This is a genomic window from Dermatophilus sp. B7861-1, from assembly GCF_058996045.1.
Window position 1 is genome coordinate 683,384 of the sequence record NZ_CM180082.1, and the last position, 22,744, is coordinate 706,127.

Sequence of the window (22,744 nt, forward strand, 5' to 3'; positions counted from 1 at the left end):
AAGCAGCTCTGCACAAGGCCGCTTCAGGTGCCGTGGGCGCCTGGCAGGATCAGAGTATGAGTGGAACTTTGTTTCTGGCGGCAACCCCTATCGGTAACGACGGTGATGCGTCATTGAGGCTGCGCGAATTGCTGCAGTCAGCGCCCGTCATCGCCGCAGAAGACACCCGCCGCTTAACGCGTTTGTGTGAGCGTTTAGGTATCCGATACACCGGCGAGGCGGTCAGCTTCCATGAACACAACGAGGCGTCAAAGGCCCCGGAATTAGTAGAACGGCTGAAAGCCGGAGTGGATATCTTGTTGGTGACAGACGCTGGCATGCCTTCGGTGAGTGACCCGGGATACCGGCTCGTTGTAGAGGCAGCGCAAGCGCAGGTGACGGTGACATGCCTGCCCGGGCCGAGCGCTGCGTTAACTGCCCTTGCAGTTTCAGGACTTCCGGTGGACAGGTTCTGCTTTGAAGGTTTCTTGCCTCGCAAAGCAGGCCCTCGAGCCGCTGCGCTCGAACAGGTCGCGCAGGAACGTCGCACGTTGATCTATTTCGAAGCACCTCACCGTACAGCGGCGACTTTGGCGGCGATGGTGCAAGCCTTTGGCGCTGACCGTTCAGCGGCAGTGTGTCGTGAGCTAACGAAAACGTATGAAGAAGTGGTGCGTGGCACGTTGGCTGAGCTGGTTGAGTGGGCCAACGGCGAAATCCGGGGCGAGATTGTCATCGTGGTTGCTGGCGCTTGCGAAGTGGAGCAGGCAGTGGACTTCGAGAGCGCGGTGGAAGAAGTTGCCGCGCGAGTGGCGGCCGGTGAGAAATTGACCACTGTGACGGCAACTGTGGCGAAAGCCACGGGACACTCTCGTAAAGAGTTGTACAACGCATTTGTGGCGAAGTAACGGCGCATTTTACGTACGGCTTGGCTTTTTGGAGGCCGAAATGGTGAGGATTGTCACCGCACTGCAGTGCTGTCTACCCATTTTTCACGGAGAAGTTTTTTTATTTTCGTGACCTGTGTTCATGGATCAGGCTGTCCTGACCTTTCAAGGTCCTTCAGAGGTCTAGCATCAACCGTGATGGCGTCCACGCATCGCGCACTCTGTCCCGGCAGGGGCAGCGGCCCAAGCGAACCCGTGTGATTCGTGAGCGCAGTATCGAAAACCCGACATAGCTTCCGCGTGACAAGGCAGGATCTTTCCGTGGCTACCAATACCCTCACAAAACCGACGTCCCCCGGTCGGTCGACCATCGGGCTCAAGCTCATGATGGCCGTCTCGGGTCTTCTCTTTGTTTTCTTTGTGCTGATGCACATGTACGGAAACTTGAAGATTCTCGCCGGACATGAGCTTTTCAATGAATATGCGCACCACCTGCGCACCATGTTTATGCCCATCCTTCCCTATTCAGGGTTCTTGTGGCTCTTCCGCATTGTTCTTCTTGTTGCGGTGATCGCACACATTTATTCAGCTGCCACGTTGTGGAAGCGAGCCAAAGCAGCGCGTGGAACTAGGTATGCGGTGAACAAGTCCGCTGCTGCGAGTGCCTCTTCGAAGGCGATGCGTTGGGGTGGTATTGCGCTGCTGCTGTTCTTGATCTGGCACTTGCTGCAATTCACGATCGTGCAATTCAACGTTGGTCCGTTGCCGGCTGCTGACCCAGCATCGTTGGTGGTTTCGAGCTTCCAGGTGTGGTGGGTGACGCTTATTTACATCGGGGCGATGGTGGCGTTGGGGCTGCATTTGCATCACGGCACCTGGTCGGCCTGTCAGACGCTCGGTTTCACGAACACCGCCAAAGCGCGTTCTTGGGCTAAGGGCATTGGTTTGTTCGTTGCGGTGGTTGTGGTGGTTGGGTTCCTCATCCCGCCGCTGGCCATCCAGTTCGGTCTGATCCACTGAGGGGACTGCTAGACATCATGACTACGACTTCCACACATGGAGAGCTCGTCGACGGCCTGTACTACGTCGGTGAGCCAGTCAAGGACACGAAGGCTCCGAGCGGTCCGATTCAGGGGCGTTGGGCGCAGCGTAAATTCGACGCGAAGCTGGTGAACCCGTCCAACCGGCGAAAGATGAGCGTCATCGTTGTTGGCACGGGGCTGGCTGGAGCTGCTGCTGCTGCCACACTCGGCGAAGCTGGCTATGTCGTTAAGGCTTTCTGCTATCAGGACTCCCCACGGCGAGCGCACTCGATTGCTGCTCAAGGTGGTATGAACGCGGCAAAGAACTATAAAGAGGATGGCGACTCGATCTACCGCCTCTTCTACGACACGGTTAAAGGTGGTGACTATCGCGCCCGTGAGTCGAACGTGTACCGCTTGGCTGAGGTGAGCGCGAACATCATTGACCAGTGTGTTGCGCAGGGTGTCCCGTTCGCTCGTGAATATGGCGGTTTGCTCGATAATCGTTCGTTCGGTGGTGTGCAGGTTTCGCGCACGTTCTACGCCCGCGGTCAGACAGGGCAACAGTTGCTCATCGGTGCCTATCAGGCGCTGGAGCGTCAGGTCGGTGCAGGAACTGTGACGATGTACTCTCGCCACGAAATGGTTGAGCTCGTGGTCGCCGATGGGCGGGCGCGCGGAATCATCGTGCGTGACATGGTCACTGGTGAAATTGAGACCCACGTAGCAGATGCTGTCGTTTTGGCTTCAGGTGGCTACGGCAACGTGTTCTTCCTGTCCACGAACGCGATGGGGTGCAATGTCACGGCTACGTGGCGTGCACACCGTAAGGGTGGCTACTTCGCGAACCCGTGCTACACGCAGATTCACCCGACCTGTATTCCGCAGCACGGTGACAAGCAGTCCAAGCTCACGCTGATGAGTGAGTCCTTGCGTAATGACGGCCGTATCTGGGTGCCTAAACGTAAAGAGGACTGCGATAAAGACCCTCGGCAGATTCCTGAGCAGGATCGGGACTACTACCTGGAGCGTATCTACCCTGCGTTTGGGAACCTCGTACCGCGTGACATCGCTTCGCGTCAGGCCAAGTACATGTGTGATGAAGGCCGCGGTGTTGGGCCAGCTATCGCTGAAATTGACCCCAGCACCGGAACTGAGACCATGGTTCGCCGTGGGGTGTACCTCGACTTCTCCGAGGCGATCGGTCGGATGGGGCGTGCGGCCGTAGAAGCTAAGTACGGCAACCTTTTCGACATGTACGAGCGGATCACGGGCGATAACCCGTATGAAGTTCCGATGCGTATCTACCCAGCTGTTCACTACACCATGGGTGGCATGTGGGTGGACTACGACCTGGAGTCCTCCATCCCGGGATTGTTCGTTGCTGGGGAGGCAAACTTCTCCGACCACGGCGCTAACCGGCTTGGTGCGTCAGCGTTGATGCAGGGCTTGTCCGATGGGTACTTCGTCTTGCCTAATACGATCCGTGACTACCTTGCGGCCGCGCCGTTTGAGCCGCTGGGTGAAGATCACCCGGCAGTTATCGAGGCCCGTAAGTCGGTGCAGGACCGAATTAATTACTTCCTCAACTCCAACGGCACCCGTTCAGTGGACAGCTACCACAAAGAACTCGGCCAGATCATGTGGGAGTACTGCGGAATGTCTCGCAGCGAAGAGGGCCTGCGTAAGGCGATTGATTTGATCCGCCAGCTGCGCAAGGAGTTCTGGAGCAATCTACGTGTGCTTGGCAAGGCTGATGAGCTGAACCAGTCTTTGGAGAAGGCAGGCCGTGTGGCTGACTTCCTCGAGCTGGGTGAGCTTATGTGTATCGATGCTCTGCATCGTCGTGAGTCTTGTGGTGGTCACTTCCGTGAGGAATCGCAGACCGAAGACGGTGAGGCGTTGCGTCACGATGACGAGTTCGCATATGTCGCGGCGTGGGAATGGAATGGTGAGGGCAACCCGCCGATCCTGCATAAGGAAGACCTCGTGTACGAGTTCATCGAGATGAAGCAGCGGAGCTACAAGTGAGAATCAACCTGAAGATCTGGCGTCAGGCCGGCCCCACCGCTCAGGGGGCGCTGCATGACTATGTTGTTGATGACATCAGCGAGGACATGTCGTTCCTGGAAATGCTCGATGTGCTCAATGAAGAGTTGAATGATCGTGGTGAAGAGCCGATCGCGTTCGACTCTGACTGCCGTGAAGGTATTTGCGGCATGTGTGGTTTGGTTATCAATGGCCGCCCTCACGGCAATGATGGTGGTGCTACCCGCACCAACACGACAACGTGCCAGCTACATATGCGTAGCTTCCGTGATGGCGAGACAATCACGATTGAGCCGTGGCGAGCCAATGCGTTCCCGGTGATTAAAGACTTGATCGTGGACCGTACGGCTTTTGACCGCATTATTGCCTCGGGCGGATTCATTTCGGTTAACACCGGTGCTGCTCCGGAAGCGCACTCGGTGCCCGTGCCGAAGAAAGATGCTGATCGATCCTTCGAATCAGCTGCGTGCATTGGCTGTGCGGCGTGTGTGGCTGCATGTCCGAACGCGGCAGGAATGCTCTTCCTTGGTGCAAAGGTGACGCACTTGGGCTTGCTTCCACAGGGGCAGCCAGAACGTTGGGATCGGGTGCAGGCCATGGTCGCCACGCATGACAACGAAGGGTTTGGCGGCTGCACAAACATTGGTGAGTGTTCGGCTGCATGCCCGAAGGACATCCCGATGGATGTTATCTCGCGACTTAATACAGATCTGCGGAAATCTTTCTTGCATATCTGACCACGGTTACCCGTTGTTTAAAGCAACGGGATAAGCGAATTAGTTAGGGGCGTCCCGGAGTTCCGGGGCGCTCTTTCCTTTTAGGTGGGGAGCGTCTGCGTGTCGGTATGAACTCGTGCTCAAAACGTCACCGATTTACCTATCTGTGCGGTGGGGCACCTAGACACAATAGGTATATACGGCGGCGGGAAACGTCGTGGCTATTGGGCGCCAGGCCCCAAACGTCGATTGTGTTAGAGGAGGTTGAAATGTTCGGTAAGGACAGGTCGCGACAGGTTGGTATAGCTGTGTCGGTCATGGTGGCGGCATGCATGGGTGCAGGTGTGCCTGCCCCGGCATCAGCGGCCGTACCAGCCGCCCCATCGTTGGCAGACTGCGGTGGACAAGCCGTATTTGTGGATTCCTCCGGGCGGGTCAATACCTACGACGTGATGGGAGAAGATGCGGGGGCAAAAGTTACCTTGCGTGGAAGTGACGGCAAGCTCAACCGCCGTCCTGCGGCATTCACGTTTGCTGCTGAGGCTGGCGATATGGGGGCTGGCATGCGGGTTCATTTCGCGGTGACTCCTAGCGGCCGTATGCAGCGCATATCGGTCGCGACGGCCAGTGAGCATGGTTATCGAGCAAAAATGCAGGTGAAAACCATCGGTCGCGGATTCACGACGACTGCTTTGGCGGCACAGGTAGATCCGCTAGAAGACAATGCCGGTTTTGTTTACACCGCAGATAAGAATGGCGTCATTCGTCGATACAGCTACTCCGATGTCAAAGGGCTAGGCGGCGCAAAGGTCGTAGCTAGCAAAGCAGGGGCGATCACTGACCTGTCTTTTGGGCGCTACGTAGAGCAACCTGGTAAAGACGGGACCACGACAACAGTGGCTGACGTCCTTACTGCCGTGAACTCTGGCACAGGGGAGCTGAGCGAAATCACGGTTCCCTACGCTTCAGGCAAAGCCACCACGAATGTGCTGAAAACTGGATTTGCCGGCTACCGGTCGGTGCGGCGGCTGCAGTGCCCAGAAGACAGGGGCGGGTTCATCGCCTTTGACCGTAACGGCGGCGCGACAGTTTTCGCCGACGAAAATGTCCACGATGGCTTGGGTACAGATATTCGCAGGGTCGGGCAGGCCAGTGGCCGCATAAAGGCCTAGCGGCAACGAGCAGATCTGCCTGCCACAACGGGCAGACCTGCTCGTCCCAGCACGCTAGAGCGGTTGAAGGACACACCCAGAACGGCGTTTATGGCATGCGTTGGCGTGAACTCGGTGAAGAGGACACCCCGTACCGCTCTAGACTCGTGACATGACCAAGGTGCTTTCCGCTGTCGCATGGCCGTACGCCAACGGCCCCCGCCATATCGGGCACGTCGCCGGTTTCGGTGTGCCTTCCGATGTTTTCAGCCGGTACATGCGCATGGCTGGGCATGACGTCCTCATGGTCAGCGGTACGGACGAACATGGCACCCCGATTCTCGTCGGCGCAGATGCTGCGGGAGTCTCAGCTCGCGAGTTGGCAGACACAAATAACCGAGTAATCGTCGAAGACTTGACGAAACTCGGCTTGTCTTACGATCTGTTCACCCGCACCACCACCCGTAACCACTACGCCGTTGTTCAGGAAATGTTCCGCGTAGTGCACGCCAACGGGTACATGGTCGAAAAAACCACCAAAGGGGCAATCAGCCCCAGCACAGGCCGTACCCTGCCCGATCGGTACATCGAAGGCACCTGCCCTATCTGCGGTGCCACCGACGCTCGCGGTGACCAATGTGACAACTGCGGTAACCAGCTCGACCCGACGGACCTGATCAACCCCCGCAGCAAAATCAACGGCGAAACACCAGAATTCGTCGAATCTCAACATTTCTTCCTTGACCTGCCTGCCCTGGCCACAGCCCTGGGGGCATGGCTAGATGAGCGTGAAGCTTCCGGCACCTGGCGCACCAACGTGATTCGTTTCTCTCAAGGGCTGCTCAAAGACATGAAGCCCCGGGCAATGAGCCGCGACATCGACTGGGGTATCCCGATTCCGCTAGATGATTGGCGTGAACAGAACACCAAACGTCTCTACGTCTGGTTTGACGCAGTCATCGGATACCTATCAGCCTCTATCGAGTGGGCACGGCGTATCGGTGACCCCGAGCGGTGGCGCGAATGGTGGAACGATCCACAGACTTTGTCTTACTACTTCCAAGGCAAAGACAACATCACGTTCCATTCCCAGATCTGGCCTGCTGAACTTCTCGGCTACAACGGCGCTGGGGATAACGGTGGTGAACCAGGAACTTTCGGGAAGCTGAACCTACCCACTGAGGTTGTAGCCAGCGAATTCATGACCATGGAGGGCAAACGTTTCTCCTCCAGCCGTGGCGTGGTCATCTATGTGCGCGACCTGCTTTCTCGATACCAGCCCGACGCACTGCGCTACTTCATCTCTGCCGCTGGCCCTGAGACCAGCGACTCGGACTTCACCTGGTCAGAATTCGTCCAACGCACCAACTCCGAATTGGTGGCTGGATGGGGAAACCTAGTTAACCGGACTGCCAGCATGATTGCTAAAAACTTCGGTGAAATCCCTCCGCTAGGTGAGCTGGAGCCTGTGGATGAGGCAATTCTTTCCCAGGTTCGGGAAGCTTTCGACACCGTCGGTGATCTCATCGCCCGCCATAAGCAACGCGCTGCTATTGGTGAGGCAATGCGTGTGGTCGGTGAAGTCAATGCCTATGTCTCGGCAACTGAGCCGTTCAAACTCAAGAGCGAAGAGCAACGTCCTCGTTTGGAGACGGTGCTGCACGTTCTCGCCCAGTGCGTCAGCGACCTCAACCTCATTCTTTCCCCGTTCTTGCCGCACAGCTCTAATGCAGTGCATGCAGTGCTCGGCGGTGATGGCACTTTGACTCCCATGCCACGCATGGAGGAAGTAAGCGACCTGGATGCGCCGCTGGAGGGATTGCTCACCGACGTTGAAGGGGCATCTGCCGAACTGACAACGTTCCCGATCATCACCGGTGACTACTCAAACTTCCCGAAGTGGGAATCCACCCCGGTTGTGGCGGGTACACCTGTGGCTAAACCAAAGCCCGTGTTCGTCAAGTTGGACACCGCAGTAGTAGACGAGGAACTAGCTCGTCTCAACGGTGACTCCAAGGATGAGTCCGAGTGACTAGCTCAACGTCAGGTCGGGCATCTCGCCCAGTGAAGATGCCCGACCCCTTGCCAATACCTGTGGTGGATAACCACTGCCATCTCGACATGGCGCGCGAGGGGCAGAGCCCTCGCGCGGTGGAGGAAATCCTCGCCGAAGCTGCCCGCTTCGGCGTGGATCGGGTTGTCCACGTCGGCTGCTCGTTAGCTGATTCGCAAGCTGCGGTGCAGCTGGCGCAGGAGCATCCTGCGCTGGTTGCAGCAGTTGCTCTGCACCCCAATGAGGCACCCATTTTGGCTCAAGCGGGCACGCTCGAGACGTCGCTAGAACGGATTGAGCAACTAGCTCGCCACCAGCGTGTTCGTGCAGTCGGAGAGACCGGTCTGGACTACTTCCGTACTGGCCCTGAAGGCATTCAGGCACAGCAACGTTCTTTCCGTGAGCACATCGCTATCGCTAAACGCGTGGGCAAGCCAATGCAGATCCATGACCGAGACGCGCATGAAGACGTGCTGCGTGTTCTCGCCCAGGAAGGCGCCCCAGATGTGACGGTGTTCCACTGCTTTTCTGGTGACGTTCAGATGGCCCGGGAGTGCGTAGCGCGAGGGTATTACCTGTCATTTGCCGGAACAATCACATTTAAGAATGCCCATGAACTGCGACAAGCTCTAGCGGTTGTGCCGTTAGAACAGATTCTTGTCGAGACTGACGCCCCGTATTTGACCCCAACACCAAACCGTGGCGCCACGAACGCGCCCTCGCTCATGCCTTTCACGGTGCGCACTATTGCCGAGGTGTTGGGGGCCAGCACGGCTGAGGTGTGTGAGGTCACAGCAGCGAACGCAGAACGGCTGTACGGGCCGTGGGAGGAGATCGCATGAGCGGCGGACATCCGGGAGCAGATGGCACCGCTGGAGCGGGAAATATCCCCACCCACGAGGGGGTACAGCTACTTGGTGCTGGCGCTATTCGTGAACTTGCCTCGGCAGTGGGAATTAACCCCACCAAACAGCTAGGACAGAATTTCGTCATCGACGGGAACACTGTTCGCCGGATCGTGGCGACTGCGGGAGTGGGGGCCGATGATGTGGTGGTTGAGATTGGGCCAGGTCTTGGGTCGTTGACTCTGGCGCTGCTGGAACATGTGGATTCGGTGACGGCGGTAGAGATTGACCCTCTCCTTGCTGAAGCTCTTCCTGGCACGGTGGAACGCTTCGCGCCTTCACGAGCGCATGCTTTGCGGCTGGTGCAAGCCGATGCGATGCGTGTCACTGAATTACCGCAGCCGCAACCGACAGCTCTGGTTGCGAACTTGCCCTACAACGTTTCGGTGCCCGTGCTGCTCAATTTTCTCGAGCGGTTCCCGAGCATCAAGCGCGTGCTTGTGATGGTGCAGTTGGAGGTTGCTGAGCGTCTCTCGGCTGCGCCGGGATCCAAGGTCTATGGCGTGCCCAGCGTGAAAACAGCCTGGTACGGCACAGCCCGGCTTGCTGGCACTGTGGGAAAGAACGTGTTTTGGCCCGCTCCGCGTGTGGAGTCTGGGCTGGTTGAGGTAGTGCGTCAGGAGCCTGTGATCACGGACGTGCCACGTTCAGAGGTGTTCGCCTGTATCGACGCCGCTTTCGCGCAGCGCCGTAAGGCCTTGCGGGGTGCGCTGGCGCCGTGGGCCGGTGGAACGGCTTCTTCAGAGGCGTTTTTGCGTGCGGCCGGGATTGCCCCCACCACGCGTGGTGAACGCCTCACGATCGAAGACTTCACGCGGATCGCTCAAGCGAAGATAGCCGCACAGTGATGTTCTTCGCCTTAGCGATGTGGCGTTGATGCGCCGGGCAGGGTAGGTAGCGGTGAACACGTAGGGTTGGTGTATGCAGCCGAACCCCACTCCCACGAGTGTGACAGTGCGGGTCCCAGCCAAGATCAATCTGGAGTTGATTGTGGGGCCGCGCCGCGATGACGGGTACCACGATTTATCGACTACGTTTCATGCCGTTGGGGTGTTTGACGAGGTCACACTGATCGATGCCGATGAATGGTCAGTGGAGGTAAGAGGACCGTATGCCCAGCTGGTAGGTGAGCCGGCGGACAATCTTGCGCTGCGGGCTGCGCAGCGGGTTGCTGAGTATGCCGAGGTGGAAGCAGCCTGCCGCATCGTTATCGACAAGCGTATCCCCGTGGCTGCGGGGATGGCTGGCGGATCCGCGGATGCGGCCGCTGCCCTCATCGGTGCGAATGCGCTGTGGTGCTGCGGTCTTGAAGATGAGGCTCTGCACGTCCTTGCGGCGGAGTTAGGCAGTGACGTTAACTTCGCACTTGTTGGCGGGACAGCGATCGGGTCCGGGCGGGGCGAGAACGTTGTCCCGGTGCTCAGCGAGGGCAGCTACGAGTGGGTTTTCGTGGTCAGCCAGGAGGGGCTTTCGACACCGTCGGTGTTCGGCGAGCTTGACCGTATTCGCGGTGACCGGCAGATTCCTGCGCCAGCGCCTTCAGAGGCGCTCGCGGCTGCGTTGCGTGCGGGAGATGCGGACGCTTTGGCGGCTGCGGTGCATAACGATATGGAAGAAGCTGCGCTTTCTTTACGGCCTGATTTGGCTGGTGTTATTGATGCGGGGCGTCAGGCTGGCGCGCTCGTTGGTTTTGTTTCTGGGTCTGGTCCCACGGTTGTGTTCCTTGCCCGTGATCTTGGGCATGCGCGTGAGCTTACCCATGCCCTTACTTCCGCTGGTGTTGGGGCTGAGGTGCTGCGCGCATCTGGCCCGGTTCACGGCGCCCATCTCATTGCAGGAGAGTGAAACTCGCACACATGAATCAGCCTTCGAATCTTGTTTCGGTGGAGAAAGCATCTGTCACGCTTGGTCTTCAGGTGCTTCTCGATGATGTTTCTCTGGGGATTCTTGATGGGGATCGCATCGGGGTGGTGGGGCGCAATGGTGGCGGTAAATCGACATTGATGCGGGTCATTGCTGGCAAGCTTGCTGTTGACTCTGGTCGTATTACGCGCAACAACGACTTGACTGTTGGGATGCTTGATCAGGCTGATGTTCTGGACCCTCAGGCCACGGTCCGTGATGTTGTTCTTGGTGACTTGCCTGAGCATGAGTGGGCCAGCAGCGGGCGTATCCGGGATGTGCTTGTAGGGCTGTTGGGTGGTTTGGATGCGGCAGCCATGGGTGGGTGGGATGCCGTGGTGGGGCCGATGTCTGGTGGTGAGCGGCGCAGGTTGGCGCTTGCGCGTCTTCTTGTCGCGGATCCGGATTTGTTGCTGTTGGATGAGCCGACTAACCACCTTGATGTGGAGGGTGTGGCTTGGCTGGCTAATCATCTTGCGGTGCATCGTCCTCGTTCGGGGTCGGCATTGGTTGTGGTGACACACGATCGCTGGTTCCTTGATGCGGTGAGCACGATGACGTGGGAGGTGGTGGGTGGTCATGTCGATATTTATGAGGGTGGTTATGCGGCTTTTGTGTTGAGTAAGGCTGAGCGGGAGCGGGCGGCTGCGGTGGCTGCCCAGAAACGTGACAACCTGCTGCGTAAGGAACTTGCTTGGTTGAGGCGGGGCGCCCCTGCCCGTACGAGTAAGCCGAAGTTTCGGCTTGATGCGGCTTCGGAGTTGATTGCTGATGAGCCGCCGCCTCGTGATGAGGTGAAGTTGACGCGTTTTGCTACTACGCGTCTGGGCAAAGACGTGGTCGATGTGGAGAACGCCTCGTTGGGGTTTGGTGGTCGCCCGATTCTGGATAACGTCACGTGGCGGTTAGCGCCGGGGGCGCGTATCGGCATTGTTGGTGTTAATGGTGCGGGTAAGTCCACGTTGATGCGTGTGGTCAGTGGGGATGTGCCGCTTGATGGCGGTAAGCGTAAGCAGGGTAAGACGGTGGTGTTCGGGTATCTCAGCCAGGAGGTACGTGAGCTGGATCGGTTAGCTGATGCGCGTGTGGTTGAGGCTGTTGCTGAGGTGCGGCAGTACATCCGGTTGGGTGATAAGGAGATCAGCGCTAGTCAGCTTGCGCAGCGGCTTGGGTTTAGTCCTACGCGGCAGCGTGATCGGGTGGGGGAGCTGTCTGGTGGTGAGCGGCGGCGGTTGCAGTTGACGCGCTTGTTGATGACGGAGCCGAATGTTCTGATTCTTGATGAGCCGACGAATGATCTGGATATCGAGACGTTGACCAGTTTGGAAGATCTCCTTGATGGGTGGGTCGGGACGCTTCTTGTGGTGAGCCATGACCGGTATTTGTTGGAGCGGGTTACCGACAGTCAGGTGGCGCTGTACGGCGATGGAAAGATCAGGGATTTGCCTGGTGGTGTGGAGGAGTATCTGCGTCGTCGGGAGGAGATGGAGCGTTCTGGGGCTGGGCGTGCGCAGCGTGCGGCTGTTCCGGTTGAGGTGGCGGAGGCTGTTCCTGCGGTTTCGGGTGCTCAAGCGCGGGAGATCCGTAAGGAAATGAGCAAGATTGAGCGTCGTTTGGGGCGTATTGCGCAGGAGAAGGAAAAGATTCACGCCCAGATGGCGGTAAAGGCTACCGATATGGGGGCGTTGGGTGAGCTCGCTTCAGCGCTGCGTGTGTTGGAGGACGAGGAGTTGAGTTTGGAGGAGCGGTGGTTGGAGGTTTCTGAGTTGGTGCAGTGAGGGGTGTTGTGTGGCGGCTGTCTGGGTGGGGTGGCCGCCGCACGTGAGTGGGTTAGTCGAAGCTGAGCAGCATGTGGCGTAGGTGGTTGATGAGTTCGTTGCGTTCGGTGTTGCCCAGTGCGGCTAGGAGGTCGTTTTCGCGGTCGATGAGGGCGGTGAGGGTGTTTTCGGCTGCGTTTTTGCCGGCGGTGGTCAAGCGGATGCGCATGCTTCGGCCGTCGTGAGGGTCGCGGTGGCGGGTGACGAGTCCGCGTTTTTCTAGTCGGGCGATGCGGTTTGTCATGGTGCCGCTGGTGGAAAGGGTGTCGTGGACGAGTTCTCCCGGGGACATTTCAAAAGGGGATCCTGCGCGGCGCAGTGCGGAGAGGACGTCGAATTCCCAAGGTTCGAGGTTGTTGGCTTCGAATGCGCTGCGGCGCGCGAATTCTAAGTGTCGGCTTAAGCGTGAGATTCGTGAGAGGACGTGCAAAGGGGTGGCGTCGAGGTTGGGTAGTTCTCGTTCCCATGCTGCGACGATGCGGTCGACTTCGTCGTAGTGGGCAGATGGGGGGTCTTGGGGGGTCACGATTGGTGGTCCGTGGTGTCGGGGGTGCGTCGGTGTTCTCGGACGTGGACGGTCAAGGTGGGGTCGGGTTCGAGTCCGGTCATGCCGTTCCAGGCAAGGTTGATGATGTGGGTGGCGACGTCTTCTTTTTTGAATTTTCCGTTGTCGAGCCACCATTGGCCGGTGAGGGCAACCATGCCGACGAGCATTTGGGCGTACATGGGGGCCATGCGGGGGTCTAGACCTGCGGAGCGGAATTTTGCTGCGAGGAGATGTTCGACTTGGCTGGCGACATCGGAGATGAGTGAGGCGAAGGATCCGGTGGATTGTCCGGTGGGGGAGTCGCGGACGAGGATGCGGAACCCGTCGGTTGAGGTATCGATGTAGTCGAGCAGGGCCAGGGCAGCGAGTTCGATGAGGGCACGGGAACCCATGTCGGGGGTGGTGAGGGCGGTGGTGATGGCGTCGAGGAGGGCGCGGATTTCTCGGTCGACGACGACGGCGTAAAGTCCTTCTTTTCCGCCGAAGTGTTCGTAGACGACAGGTTTGCTGACGTTTGCGCGAGAAGCAATTTCTTCGACTGTGGTGCCTTCGAATCCGTGGTCGGCGAAGAGGGCGCGACCGATGCCGATGAGCTGTTCACGGCGTTCTTTGCCGGTCATGCGGTTACGGAAGGGGCGTGTGGGGCGTTCAGGAGGCACGGATCTTATTGTGCCAATTTGCTGGTGATGCGTGGTTCTTGACGAGCCGTGGTGCCCATGTTGGTTCGCACATGCTCAGATGTGGCGTAGGCTAGGGGCGGTTTCACACGAGACCGCTCCCCGGTTGGTCTGCTGGTAGGGCCCGCCTGACTTTGAATCAGGACAAGCGACGTAGGTTCGATTCCTACCCGGGGAACCATTTATTGCGCATTAACTTCTGTCCTTCTGGAATGGTTGTGTTTCCGCCGGTGACGTGTATGTGCGTCAGCGGTATTCGTCTCTGCGAAGTTATTTATTTTCACTGAATCAGGCGACGCGAAATATGTGTTATCCGTACTCGCTTGTTGGGTGTGGTGCGTTTTCCTCGGTAGTTTCACTTGTATGACCGATAAAGAAAATCCGCCATCAGCTGATGCCCCGGATCCCGTCGGCGAAGATAAAGGCCAGTTCGTGGGGCCGACGACGAGTGCTATGCAGGAACTCGCCACAATCCTCTCGAGCGACCGTGAATTAACACCAGAAGACCTGCGTGAAAAGCCGGTCGAGCTTGAGTCTGAGCGTGCTGATGCACCAATTGACTACAGCGTGATCATCCCTGCCTCGGTGCTTATTGCGATCGTGGTTGCGTGGGGTTTGTTGTCAGGTGATACGTTCTCGGCTGCTGCGAAGGTTGCGTTTTCTTGGGTTCTAGACAACCTGGGATGGGCCTTCGTGTTCTTCGGCACGGTGTTCGTGGCTTTCGTGCTCACCATTGCCTTTGGGCGTTTCGGTAACATTCGTCTTGGGTCGATGGATGAACAGCCGGAGTTCCGCACGAGTTCATGGATCGCGATGATGTTCGCGGCGGGTATGGGTATCGGTCTGATGTTCTACGGAGCTTCTGAACCGTTGTCTTTCTATCGCGATGGCGTCCCAGGGCACGCTAAGCAAGAGGTCGGGACCGCTATGGCCACGGCGATGTTCCACTGGACGCTGCATCCGTGGGCGGTCTACGCGATTGTTGGTTTGGCCATCGCTTACTCCACGTACCGAGTGGGGCGTAAGCAGCTCATCTCAGCGGCTTTTACTCCGCTAGTGGGGGAGAAGCACGCAAACGGGCTGTTTGGTCGCTGCATCGACATTCTGTCGATCTTTGCGACAGTGTTCGGTACTGCTTGTTCGCTTGGATTGGGAGCATTGCAGATTCGTGCTGGTCTTGAGGCCTCAGGGTTGGTTCACAACCCAGGTAATGGCCTCATTGTCACGATCGTGGCGATTCTCACTTTGGCGTTCATGATGTCTGCGTTTTCCGGCGTGGGGCGGGGGATTCAAATCCTCTCGAACATCAACATGATTCTTGCTGCTGTGCTTGCCCTCTTTGTTTTCGCTTTTGGGCCGACAGTGACCCAACTCAACTTGCTACCAGGGTCGATTGGTTCGTATTTGAGCCAATTTTTCGAGATGGCAAGTCGAACAGCAGCTTCTGCAAATGGCACCGCCGGTAAATGGCTATCCTCGTGGTCAATCTTTTACTGGGCGTGGTGGATTAGCTGGTCACCTTTCGTTGGTATGTTCCTTGCGCGTATTTCGCGTGGTCGAACCATTAAAGAGTTCTGCTTGGGTGTGATGCTTGTTCCTGCGGGACTTTCAACAGTCTGGTTCGCGATTTTTGGTGGCACAGCCATCGTCATGGAGCAGACCGGAAAGTCGATCTACGGCGATGGGAATGCTGAGCAGCAGTTGTTCAATCTTCTGCACCAGTTCCCTGGGGGTACTGCGGCTGGGTTTGTTGCGATTTTGCTGCTTGCCACGTTCTTCATCACGTCGGCTGATTCTGCGTCCACAGTGATGGGGTCGATGTCCCAGAACGGTCGTGGCGATGCATCGCCCTGGCTTTCTGCACTGTGGGGCCTGCTCACTGCATTGGTTGGAATCACCTTGCTTCTTGCTGGTGGTGACGATGCGCTTAACAGCGTGCAGAGCGTCACGATTGTGGCCTCGACCCCCTTCCTGTTTGTGATCGTGGGGTTGATGTTCGCGATTGTTAAGGGACTTCAGCGCGATGTGATTTATCTGGATCTGCGTGAGCGTGAGCGGTTTGGACGTCAGCTTGCTCTGGAGCGGCGTCTACACCGTGAAGCGGACGAGCGTGAGGAACGCCGTCGCCGCGCTAAGCAAAAGCAGCAGCAGCGCCGTAGTCGCTGATGTGACTGGCGTCTGAGTGGGGTCTTGCATGGTGTATGCAGGGCCCCCACTGGCGTGTCACAGGTGCCCACGCATTTGTGAACGAATTTCTTAGTGTTCGCTCGCGATATTTCGCTGTCGGAAGTCGTGTGGAGGTTCTCAGGACACCGCAGACACGTACGGACGAGTATTGTTGCGATCGGATCACGGCCGCAGCAGATCGCTCGATGCGTGCACGGTCGTGGACGCTATATGCGTGCAGCGTTGATCTTTTGCTCGCTATGGCACTGCCCACAAGCCGCTTCAGCCTCCCGGAGACGAACTGATCGTGACCATCCACCGGCCCGCCGCTGTTGTTGTCCTCGCTGCGGGCGAGGGCACCCGTATGAAGTCCGCAGTCCCCAAGGTCTTGCATGCCATCGGTGGGCGTACGCTCCTCGGTCACGCGATTAAGGCAGCTGAGGGGCTTGAACCTGAGCATCTTGCTGTAGTTGTTCGCCACAAGCGTGAGCTTGTGGCTGCGCACGTATCGCAGGTGGCTCCGCAGGCTGTTGTTGCTGATCAGGATGAGGTTAAAGGCACCGGTCGGGCCGCTGAATGCGGTCTGGAAAAACTTCCGGCTGACCTATCAGGCACAGTCGTTGTCACCTACGGGGATGTGCCGATGCTGGCCAGCGAAACCCTCGCTGCGCTCGTTGCTGAGCATGAGACGAACGGTAACGGCGTCACGGTGATGACAGCTCATGTTCCTGACCCGCACGGTTATGGACGGATTCTGCGTGATGAGACCGGGGCTGTCACCGGCATCGTCGAGCAAAAAGATGCCACCGCTGAGCAAGCACTCATCACGGAAATCAACTCCGGCATTTATGCCTTTGACGGTGAGCTATTGCGCTCTGCTTTGAGTCAGGTAGGCACAGATAACGCGCAAGGCGAGAAATACCTCACCGACGTGCTCGCCATTGCCAGGGACCGTGGTCGTCGCGTCGCAGCCCATGTCATTGATGATTTGTGGCAGACCGAAGGGGTCAACGACCGGGTGCAGCTCGCACGCATGGGTGCAGAGCTCAACCGACGTGTCTGCGAAAAGTGGATGCGTCAGGGCGTGACCATCATTGACCCCGCCAGCACATGGATCGATGTTGATGTCGTTATCGGCGTGGACACGATCATTCGCCCGAATGTGCAACTGCTAGGGGAAACAACCATCGGGGCAGATGCAACCGTCGGTCCAGAAGCAACCATCAGTGACTCGGCAGTCGGTGACGGTACCCACGTGCGCCGTTGCGAGATCGACGCTGCCACCATTGGTTCTGCCGTGACAGTTGGGCCTTATGTCCAGATTCGTGCAGGCAGTGACATCCCGGACGGCACAGCCATCACTTCTTTCACCACCCACCCACACATCACAGATCAGCAGGAGAATTGTCGATGAACGCGATGACGCGTCCCAACCAGAAAAACCTGTTGGTGATGTCGGGGCGATCTCACCCCGAGCTCGCTGAAGAGATTGCTGACTGCCTGGACATCGATCTCGTGCCAACTACCGCGTACGAGTTCGCCAACTCGGAAATCTACGTTCGGTTTGATGAGTCAGTCCGTGGCTCGGATGCTTTTGTTGTGCAGAGCCACACCGCTCCTATCAACAAATGGATCATGGAGCACCTCATCATGATCGATGCGTTGAAGCGCGCTTCGGCTAAACGCATCACTGCGGTGGTGCCGTTCTATGGCTACGCCCGTCAAGACAAGAAGCACCGTGGCCGTGAACCTATTTCGGCTCGTCTGATGGCAGACCTGTTTAAAGCTGCGGGTGCTGACCGCCTTATTTGTGTTGATTTGCACACCGCGCAGACGCAGGGTTTCTTCAATGGTCCGGTCGACCACCTGCAGGCTATGCCGATGCTGTCTGACTATGTTTTTGAGCGTTACGGGCACGAGAACCTTGCGATTGTCAGTCCCGATGCTGGGCGTATCAAGGTTGCTGAACAGTGGAGTAAGAAGCTTGGTGGTGCACCGTTGGCGTTCATTCACAAAACACGCGACATCACGCGCCCGAACCAGTCACATGCCAACCGCGTTGTTGGTGAGGTTGAGGGACGTCTGTGCATTCTTGTCGATGACATGATCGATTCCGGTGGCACGATCTGTCAGGCCGCTGCGGCGCTGATGGAGCACGGCGCGGCGGGTGTGGTTATTGCTGCTACACATGGTATTTTCTCGGACCCGGCCATTGAACGTCTCAAGGCGAGCGTGGCACGCGAGGTGATTGTGACCAACACCTTGCCCATTCCTGCAGAACGTCGTTTCGACAAGCTCACAGTGTTGTCTATTGCGCCGCTGGTCAGCCAAGCTATCCGTGAAGTTTTTGAGGATGGGTCAGTTACCAGCCTGTTTGAGGTAGAGGGCTGAGAACCCCTAAACTCGTGTAGTTACCTCGGCGAGGGCCGCTGGTGACGTGCAGCTCCGATCTCCCACCGTCCACCCAACACATTGGGCAGAACGGCGCGGGATCGGAGAGGTGCGTCCTGGCTGGCCGTTATCGACGCGGTGTCCCTGCTGTATGTGTGGACTTTCCCGTGTCTTGTCGAGATCTGTCCATCATTGACCACAGTCAGGAGACACCATGTCCGACAGCATTCGTATTGAGGCTGAAGCTCGCAGCCAGTTCGGTAAAGGCGCTGCCCGTTCCATCCGTCGTGCTAGCAAAATCCCCGCCGTGATCTACGGCGGCGGCGAAGCCCCGGTGCACGTTGTCCTCCCCGGGCACGACACCATGATGGCCACCAAGACCGCTAACGCTTTGTTGACCGTTGTGCTTGACGGCCAGGAGCACCTCTGCCTGGTCAAAGACATCCAGCGTTTCCCGATCCGTCCCGAGATCGTTCACGTTGACCTCGTTCGCGTAAAGAAGGGTGAGAAGGTTTCCGTTGACGTGTCCATCACTGTCACCGGTGAAGCTGCACCGGAGACCTACGTTGACCTTGACGCCAACACCCTCACCGTTCTCGCTCCGGCCACGGACATCCCCGAAAACGTGGAGATCGACGTGACTGACGCTGCCGTTGGCACCCAGATCTTCGCTAAGGACATCAAGCTGCCCGCAGGCGTTGAGCTTGAGACCGACGCTGAGACCCTCGTTGTCAACGTCACCGCTGCCACCACCGCTGAGCAGCTCGAGGCCGAGCTCGAAGAGGCCGAAGCCGAAGCTGGTATCGAGAAAGACGAGCCCGAAGCCGCTGAGGACGACAAGCAGGAGTGACCCTGTTGTCAGCGTTCTAGCGTGCATGCGCTTCATATCGAGCGCGGGGGTGAGGCACCAAGGTGCTTCACCCCCGCGCTTTCTTTCTCCCAGAGGTGGGCCCGTAGCCTGTGAGAATGGACGCTTTTCTTGTGGTGGGACTCGGTAATCCGGGTACGCAATATGCCGGCAATCGGCACAATGCCGGTGCAATGGTGATCGCAGAATTAGCTGCGCGTTCGCACGCGAACCTCAAGCGGCACAAAGCTCGTGCGCATGTGGCGGATGTGCGTTTAGGGGTGGCGGCAGGTGGAGCACCGGGGCCTAAGGCTGTTTTGGGTCAACCAATGTCATTTATGAACCTCTCGGGTGGGCCAGTCAGTGCCTTGCTGCAGTACTACTCCATCCCGCTTGAGCACTTGATCGTCGTGCATGACGAACTAGATATTCCTTTCGGTGATGTGCGCATCAAAAAGGGTGGGGGAGAGGGGGGACACAATGGCTTGCGATCTATTAGTGCTGCGGTAGGTAGTAAGGATTACGTGCGTGTGCGAGTAGGTGTGGGGCGCCCCCCAGGCAGGCAGGATCCGGCTGACTATGTTCTGAAGAACTTCAGTTCTTCAGAAAAAGTTGAGGCAGAAGTCATGGTTGCGCGTGCTGCAGATGCCGTGGAAATGCTCGCTGAACGCGGAGTTGTAGCAACTCAGCAGGTTTTTCACGCCGCTTCGTAACGCAGGTCCTCGGCATCTGAGCAAGGTGTCGAGGATCAGTAATTTGTATGGATGCTTTATCTGCTCGCGGAGAGTCTGCTGCGCGAAACTCAAGAATTCTGCAAAGGTGGCACAAGATTAGGCAATTGAGTTGCCGAGGAGATTACCGTGGAAGTGGTAGCCGAATTCTTTCAACAGGGACACGGCCCCACACCGCATGAGAAAATTGGCGCTACAAAGCTCTGGGGGAGCAATGGTCGATGATGCGATATCGCACTATCGGCCTGCGGGGCTGTCAGGGGAGACGCACATGACGTCGGGGGCAGTGTCGGATCGTGTGCGCACAGCTGTGTGCCTATTTTTCGAACCCAGTTCCTCAACATGTGGAGAGAACAAGAAGTGACTGTCGAGAACCGATCAACCAGGGGGTGGCATCGGTCCGGTCGCCGGACTTCGGCGAAGACCGAGGGCGAGACCGCTCGCCTCGTACTGCGCGACGAATCCGACATCCCGTTTGCGCCGTCTTTAGGCCCGGTTAATACCCCCGCACATGCTCCCGGTGGCGAGTGGGCTCGTGCGTATTTATTGCGCTTGGTTGCAGGTGACTTCGTGATTGGTGCTGCTGGCGCAGTGGCAGCATCGGTCACGCGGTTTGGCTCGGAAGTCACAACTGGCTATTGGATGGCGACTGTTGCGATTCCGTTCGTATGGGTACTCGCATTGGTGATGGCAAACGCATACGAGCGGCGGTTCCTCGGGGTGAGTACCGAAGAGTATCGGTCGGTGGGGCGCGCCACGGTCGGCTTGCTGTCGGTGCTGGCAATCGGTGCATTCGCGAGCAATTATCCATTGGCACGCATGTGGGTTTTCCTTATGTTGCCGCTGTTGTTTGCTGGTGGATTAGCTGCTCGTTGGGTGATGCGTCGTTGGCTTGTACGTCATCGACGCGTTGGTGAACTGATGCAGCGCACGATTGTTGTGGGGCGCGCTGACGCTGCAGCTAATCTCATTCGCTCTATTAAATCTGAGCCGGGGCAAGGTCTTCGGCCGGTTGCGGTATGTGCTACTGGATTCGACGCTGAGTGGGACACGACAACTTCATTGGAAGGTGTCCCGGTGATGGGGCGTCCACGTGATGCACTTGCTGCTGCTGATTTGTATGACGCTGAGGTGGTGGTAGTGGCAAGCCACCCAGATTTGGCTGGAAAATCCTTGCGGCGGTTGGCGTGGGCACTGGAAGAACGCGGCATTGAGCTGATTGTCTCGCCTGGATTGCTCGATGTTGCTGGCCCGCGTTTGTCTATCCGGCCCTCGACAAACCTTTCCTTGCTTCACATTGAACGTCCGGCGGCTGCGCGACGCTCAGCAATTCTTAAAGGGCTTATGGACTGCAGTTTGGCGGCTCTTTTGCTGTTCCTGCTGTCTCCGTTGATGGTTGCGATTGCGGTTGCGATCAAAGTCAGTGACCCTGGGCCGGTGTTTTTCCGGCAGCAGCGGGTGGGAGTGCGGGGCAAGTTTTTTTGGATTTTCAAATTCCGCACGATGGTCGTCGATGCTGAGAAACGGCTCGAAGCCCTGGAAGCGCGTAGCGACGGCAATGGTGTGCTGTTCAAGATGAAGGATGACCCTCGCATCACGAAGATTGGTCATTTCCTTCGCCGATACTCCCTTGATGAGTTACCGCAGCTCATTAACGTTCTTATTGGCGATATGTCGCTGGTAGGGCCGCGGCCGCCATTGGCTCGCGAGGTAGAGCAGTATGAACCCGATGCGTTGCGACGACTGCATGTTAAGCCTGGAATGACAGGGTTGTGGCAGGTAAGCGGCCGTTCTGACCTGTCTTGGGAAGAGTCATTGCGGCTTGATCTTCGGTACGTCGATAACTGGTCACCGATGGGTGACTTGCATATCTTGTTCCGCACCTTTTCAGCGGTGTTTACCAGCAGCGGCGCTTACTAGCTTGGTGGCAGGAGCTTCTGTGCGCTTGTAGCCGCGTTAGCGGCGTGGTTCGGGCGGCACGAGGCATCCTGTATGTCGTCGGTTGTGGTCACGGCGTGGTGACAGGTACTCGGCGGTCTATCCCGGTTGCCCTGGTTTTTAAGCAGCCAGCTATTGTGCTGCTACTTCGTGGAACAAGCATGTTCTGATGAAGACATGGCTGCATTCTGTGGGTCCGGATTGATGTGAATGCATGACATGTATCTCAGATGTCACGACGATTCGATGTGGGTGGGGTTCACCTGCACAACCTTGGCAGGTTGAGCTGCCTGCGGATGCGGAATACGAATGCCTCTGCGGGGTAGAAACATTCCTTATATGGGTGTCGCCGTGGATCTCTGCAGGCTTTGCGTTCACGCATCGATGGCGGACTAGATCGCGTCAGAGCTGAACCAACAGCAACGGATAGATACATTGCAATATTTAAATATGTGTGTCAGGCTGGAAAGGCAACACGGAATGAAGCACATCGATCGTGCCGCGGACTTATTCAAAGCACTCGGTCACCAGGCAAGACTCCACATCATGGTCGTCCTCCTGGAAAAGCCCCGCTCCGTCGGGGAAATTACCGAGGCAGTAGATCTGTCCCAGCCGATGGCCTCACAGCACCTGCGCACCCTGCGAGAAGCGGGTCTCGTCACAGCCGCGCGAGAGGGGCGCGAGGTGATCTATTCCGTGAGCGATGAACATATCGGGCATGTCCTTGCCGACGCGCTCGAGCACGTCCAAGAAGAGTGATCACCCCCACCAGGAGGCAGCCATGACCGACGACCAGAAGCACCAGGTTCACCACACCATCGCCGAGCACAAGCACGGTGAAGACTGTGGCCACGAAGCCGTCAAACATGACGACCACGTGGACTACCTTCACGACGGCCACAAGCACGCCGAGCACGAAGACCACTACGACGAGCACTGAGAACAGTCTCATCCGTAAAAGATGTG

20 protein-coding genes and 1 tRNA gene are annotated in these 22,744 nt (G+C 57.7%); 19 read left to right on the plus strand and 2 right to left on the minus strand.

Translation table 11 applies throughout. The features are described from left to right. Positions 1-56: 56 nt before the first annotated feature. The 10 genes from rsmI to AC2T9U_RS02970 all read left to right on the plus strand — a co-directional run bounded on the left by rsmI (position 57) and on the right by AC2T9U_RS02970 (position 12,442). Entirely contained in the window at positions 57-887 is an 831-nt protein-coding gene (gene rsmI, locus AC2T9U_RS02925) for a 16S rRNA (cytidine(1402)-2'-O)-methyltransferase (protein WP_493696596.1), read from the plus strand. 300 nt (positions 888-1,187) lie between these two features. Next, the gene (locus AC2T9U_RS02930; RefSeq protein WP_493696597.1) at positions 1,188-1,886 is read left to right on the plus strand and encodes a succinate dehydrogenase cytochrome b subunit; all 699 of its coding nucleotides are present in this window, start codon (positions 1,188-1,190) and stop codon (positions 1,884-1,886) included. Between the two features lie 17 nt (positions 1,887-1,903). Continuing rightward, positions 1,904-3,919, plus strand: a complete 2,016-nt coding sequence (locus AC2T9U_RS02935) for a fumarate reductase/succinate dehydrogenase flavoprotein subunit (RefSeq protein ID WP_493696598.1) — start codon at positions 1,904-1,906, stop codon at positions 3,917-3,919. Further along, on the plus strand, positions 3,916-4,674 hold the full coding sequence (locus AC2T9U_RS02940) for a succinate dehydrogenase/fumarate reductase iron-sulfur subunit (protein WP_115031084.1): 759 nt from the start codon (positions 3,916-3,918) through the stop codon (positions 4,672-4,674). Before AC2T9U_RS02935 ends, AC2T9U_RS02940 begins: the two co-directional genes overlap by 4 nt. A 248-nt stretch (positions 4,675-4,922) precedes the next feature. After that, on the plus strand, positions 4,923-5,825 hold the full coding sequence (locus AC2T9U_RS02945) for a hypothetical protein (protein ID WP_493696599.1): 903 nt from the start codon (positions 4,923-4,925) through the stop codon (positions 5,823-5,825). Positions 5,826-5,976: 151 nt separating this feature from the next. After that, on the plus strand, positions 5,977-7,836 hold the full coding sequence (gene metG / locus AC2T9U_RS02950; protein WP_493696600.1) for a methionine--tRNA ligase: 1,860 nt from the start codon (positions 5,977-5,979) through the stop codon (positions 7,834-7,836). A 38-nt stretch (positions 7,837-7,874) separates the two neighbouring features. Beyond that, positions 7,875-8,699 carry a TatD family hydrolase gene (locus tag AC2T9U_RS02955; RefSeq protein WP_493696915.1) on the plus strand — a complete coding sequence of 275 codons (825 nt, stop codon included), beginning with the start codon at positions 7,875-7,877 and terminating at the stop codon, positions 8,697-8,699. After that, positions 8,696-9,610: a 16S rRNA (adenine(1518)-N(6)/adenine(1519)-N(6))-dimethyltransferase RsmA gene (gene rsmA, locus AC2T9U_RS02960; protein ID WP_493696601.1), complete on the plus strand. Its 915-nt coding sequence runs from the start codon at positions 8,696-8,698 to the stop codon at positions 9,608-9,610. Before AC2T9U_RS02955 ends, rsmA begins: the two co-directional genes overlap by 4 nt. A gap of 73 nt (positions 9,611-9,683) precedes the next feature. Beyond that, the gene (locus AC2T9U_RS02965) at positions 9,684-10,607 is read left to right on the plus strand and encodes a 4-(cytidine 5'-diphospho)-2-C-methyl-D-erythritol kinase (protein ID WP_493696602.1); all 924 of its coding nucleotides are present in this window, start codon (positions 9,684-9,686) and stop codon (positions 10,605-10,607) included. A gap of 11 nt (positions 10,608-10,618) precedes the next feature. Beyond that, positions 10,619-12,442: an ABC-F family ATP-binding cassette domain-containing protein gene (locus AC2T9U_RS02970; RefSeq protein WP_493696603.1), complete on the plus strand. Its 1,824-nt coding sequence runs from the start codon at positions 10,619-10,621 to the stop codon at positions 12,440-12,442. Positions 12,443-12,494: 52 nt separating this feature from the next. On the opposite strand, the gene AC2T9U_RS02975 is transcribed toward AC2T9U_RS02970, so the two are convergent. Together AC2T9U_RS02975 and AC2T9U_RS02980 are read right to left on the minus strand one after the other, a co-directional pair. Further along, positions 12,495-13,007 (minus strand): MarR family winged helix-turn-helix transcriptional regulator, encoded by a 513-nt coding sequence (locus tag AC2T9U_RS02975; protein WP_115031074.1) that lies wholly within the window; start codon positions 13,005-13,007, stop codon positions 12,495-12,497. After that, a complete protein-coding gene (locus tag AC2T9U_RS02980; RefSeq protein WP_208304453.1) occupies positions 13,004-13,648 on the minus strand; it encodes a TetR/AcrR family transcriptional regulator in 645 nt (214 codons plus the stop codon). Before AC2T9U_RS02980 ends, AC2T9U_RS02975 begins: the two co-directional genes overlap by 4 nt. Before the next feature lie 156 nt (positions 13,649-13,804). Between AC2T9U_RS02980 and AC2T9U_RS02985 the strand changes: the two genes are divergently transcribed. The 9 genes from AC2T9U_RS02985 to AC2T9U_RS03025 all read left to right on the plus strand — a co-directional run bounded on the left by AC2T9U_RS02985 (position 13,805) and on the right by AC2T9U_RS03025 (position 22,718). After that, positions 13,805-13,886: transfer RNA gene (locus tag AC2T9U_RS02985), tRNA-Gln, on the plus strand. 182 nt (positions 13,887-14,068) lie between these two features. Then, positions 14,069-15,871, plus strand: a complete 1,803-nt coding sequence (locus tag AC2T9U_RS02990; protein WP_279590737.1) for a BCCT family transporter — start codon at positions 14,069-14,071, stop codon at positions 15,869-15,871. Between the two features lie 307 nt (positions 15,872-16,178). After that, positions 16,179-17,285 carry a bifunctional UDP-N-acetylglucosamine diphosphorylase/glucosamine-1-phosphate N-acetyltransferase GlmU gene (glmU, locus tag AC2T9U_RS02995; protein ID WP_115031072.1) on the plus strand — a complete coding sequence of 369 codons (1,107 nt, stop codon included), beginning with the start codon at positions 16,179-16,181 and terminating at the stop codon, positions 17,283-17,285. Further along, positions 17,282-18,262 carry a ribose-phosphate diphosphokinase gene (locus AC2T9U_RS03000; RefSeq protein WP_028326651.1) on the plus strand — a complete coding sequence of 327 codons (981 nt, stop codon included), beginning with the start codon at positions 17,282-17,284 and terminating at the stop codon, positions 18,260-18,262. The genes glmU and AC2T9U_RS03000 overlap by 4 nt, the downstream gene beginning before the upstream one ends. A 214-nt stretch (positions 18,263-18,476) precedes the next feature. After that, a complete protein-coding gene (locus AC2T9U_RS03005) occupies positions 18,477-19,112 on the plus strand; it encodes a 50S ribosomal protein L25/general stress protein Ctc (RefSeq protein WP_028326650.1) in 636 nt (211 codons plus the stop codon). 116 nt (positions 19,113-19,228) lie between these two features. Continuing rightward, a complete protein-coding gene (gene pth, locus AC2T9U_RS03010) occupies positions 19,229-19,822 on the plus strand; it encodes an aminoacyl-tRNA hydrolase (RefSeq protein ID WP_208303753.1) in 594 nt (197 codons plus the stop codon). 378 nt (positions 19,823-20,200) lie between these two features. Further along, positions 20,201-21,760 carry a sugar transferase gene (locus AC2T9U_RS03015; protein WP_341746970.1) on the plus strand — a complete coding sequence of 520 codons (1,560 nt, stop codon included), beginning with the start codon at positions 20,201-20,203 and terminating at the stop codon, positions 21,758-21,760. Positions 21,761-22,258: 498 nt separating this feature from the next. Further along, entirely contained in the window at positions 22,259-22,537 is a 279-nt protein-coding gene (locus AC2T9U_RS03020) for an ArsR/SmtB family transcription factor (RefSeq protein WP_034400434.1), read from the plus strand. Between the two features lie 22 nt (positions 22,538-22,559). Further along, positions 22,560-22,718: a zinc transporter permease gene (locus tag AC2T9U_RS03025; protein ID WP_115031066.1), complete on the plus strand. Its 159-nt coding sequence runs from the start codon at positions 22,560-22,562 to the stop codon at positions 22,716-22,718. Positions 22,719-22,744 lie beyond the last annotated feature (26 nt).

Coding starts and splice junctions, on each gene's coding strand:
- rsmI (WP_493696596.1), top strand. CDS start 57: ATGAGTGGAACTTTGTTTCTGGCGGCAACCCCTATCGGTAACGACGGT.
- AC2T9U_RS02935 (WP_493696598.1), top strand. CDS start 1,904: ATGACTACGACTTCCACACATGGAGAGCTCGTCGACGGCCTGTACTAC.
- AC2T9U_RS02945 (WP_493696599.1), top strand. CDS start 4,923: ATGTTCGGTAAGGACAGGTCGCGACAGGTTGGTATAGCTGTGTCGGTC.
- metG (WP_493696600.1), top strand. CDS start 5,977: ATGACCAAGGTGCTTTCCGCTGTCGCATGGCCGTACGCCAACGGCCCC.
- AC2T9U_RS02955 (WP_493696915.1), top strand. CDS start 7,875: ATGCCCGACCCCTTGCCAATACCTGTGGTGGATAACCACTGCCATCTC.
- rsmA (WP_493696601.1), top strand. CDS start 8,696: ATGAGCGGCGGACATCCGGGAGCAGATGGCACCGCTGGAGCGGGAAAT.
- AC2T9U_RS02965 (WP_493696602.1), top strand. CDS start 9,684: ATGCAGCCGAACCCCACTCCCACGAGTGTGACAGTGCGGGTCCCAGCC.
- AC2T9U_RS02970 (WP_493696603.1), top strand. CDS start 10,619: ATGAATCAGCCTTCGAATCTTGTTTCGGTGGAGAAAGCATCTGTCACG.
- AC2T9U_RS02980 (WP_208304453.1), bottom strand. CDS start 13,648: ATGACCGGCAAAGAACGCCGTGAACAGCTCATCGGCATCGGTCGCGCC.
- AC2T9U_RS02990 (WP_279590737.1), top strand. CDS start 14,069: ATGACCGATAAAGAAAATCCGCCATCAGCTGATGCCCCGGATCCCGTC.
- AC2T9U_RS03000 (WP_028326651.1), top strand. CDS start 17,282: ATGAACGCGATGACGCGTCCCAACCAGAAAAACCTGTTGGTGATGTCG.
- AC2T9U_RS03005 (WP_028326650.1), top strand. CDS start 18,477: ATGTCCGACAGCATTCGTATTGAGGCTGAAGCTCGCAGCCAGTTCGGT.
- pth (WP_208303753.1), top strand. CDS start 19,229: ATGGACGCTTTTCTTGTGGTGGGACTCGGTAATCCGGGTACGCAATAT.
- AC2T9U_RS03020 (WP_034400434.1), top strand. CDS start 22,259: ATGAAGCACATCGATCGTGCCGCGGACTTATTCAAAGCACTCGGTCAC.
- AC2T9U_RS03025 (WP_115031066.1), top strand. CDS start 22,560: ATGACCGACGACCAGAAGCACCAGGTTCACCACACCATCGCCGAGCAC.